The sequence below is a fragment of the Brevundimonas sp. genome, from assembly GCF_023259385.1.
In the GTDB taxonomy this organism is placed as follows: Bacteria; Pseudomonadota; Alphaproteobacteria; order Caulobacterales; family Caulobacteraceae; genus Brevundimonas.
Genome location: NZ_JAHFPF010000122.1, coordinates 1 through 1,288, shown reverse-complemented (window position 1 = coordinate 1,288; position 1,288 = coordinate 1). Strand labels below are relative to the sequence as shown.

The following is a 1,288-nucleotide window of genomic DNA, read 5'->3' as shown; positions in this document are numbered from 1 at the left end:
CCCAGCGCGTCGGTGGTGTTCAGGTCGCGCGGACCGATGCCGGCGGTCTCGAAGCCGCGGAAGCTGTTGCCGCCCTTGAAGAAGCGGTCGTTGATCCGGATCGGATCCCCGCCCCAGCCGGCGACATAGCCGGTCGAGGCCTGGGCCGTGACGATCCAGGCGGGGGAGAAGCCCCAATAGGCCGACACTTCGGCTTCGGTCTTCACATAGTTCACGTCGCCGCCGATGCCGGCGAAGTCCTGACGCAGGGTGCCCGTCCAGCCGCGCGTGGGCCGAACCGGATCATTCCGGCGGTCGACCAGGATGGTGTAGCCGGCCGAGGAGTTGATGTACGAGCCGACCTGGTCGCACAGGGCGTTCGAGCCCGAGCCGCTGCTGCTGCAATAGCCCGACGGAACGATGATCTCGTCCGACTTCAGGAAGTAGCGGGTGCTGAGCAGGGTGAAGCCGTTCAGCGGATAGGACAGGCGCACGCCGCCGCCGGTCGAGCGGTAGTCGTACGACGAATATTCGCTCAGGTCGTAGCGCGAGTGGAAGGCGTCGAAGCCGGCGCGCAGGTCACGACCGAGGAATTTCGGCTCGGTGAAGCGGAAGTCGATCTGCTGGCGCAGCGAGCCCCACTCCAGACGGGCGACCACGTTCTGGCCGCGGCCGCGGAAGTTGCGCTCGGTGATCCCCAGGTTCAGCACGAAGGAGTCGACCGAGCTGAAGCCGGCGCCGACCGACAGTTCGCCGGTGGGCTGTTCCTGCACGGTGACGTTGACGATCGACCGGTCCGGAGCCGAGCCGCGGGCTTCCTCAACGGTCACGTCCTTGAAGAAGCCCAGCGCGCGCAGATTGTTGCGCGACCGCTCCAGCAGGGTGCGGTTGAAGGCGTCGCCTTCGCTCAGCATCATTTCGCGGCGAATGACGTTGTCGAGGGTCCGGGTGTTGCCGACCACGTTGATCCGGTCGACGTAGACGCGCTGGCCTTCCTTGATGTTGAAGGTCACGTCGACCTTGTCGGTCTCCGGATTGGCGCGGTACTCGGGCTCGATCTCGACAAAGGCGTAGCCGGCCGAACCGGCGGCGAACGTCAGGGCGTCGACGGCCGTCTCGATCTTGTCGCTCTCGTAGAGGTCGCCCTCGTGGATCGGCAGCAGCAGCTGCAGGAATTCCGGGTTCAGGCGGTCATTCTCGGTGACGATGTTGATCGTCCCGAAATTGTACCGGTCGCCCTCGTCCACCGTCATGGTGATGCCGAAGTTGGAGTCATCCGGCGTCAGCTCGCTGACCGCCGAAAGGACGC

General features: G+C 65.5%; 1 protein-coding gene. It reads right to left on the bottom strand.

Going from position 1 to position 1,288, the window contains the following annotated elements; genetic code table 11:
- A partial coding sequence (bamA, locus tag Q0C81_RS10480) for an outer membrane protein assembly factor BamA (protein WP_291837296.1) occupies positions 1 to 1,288 on the bottom strand: 1,288 nt, incomplete at both ends.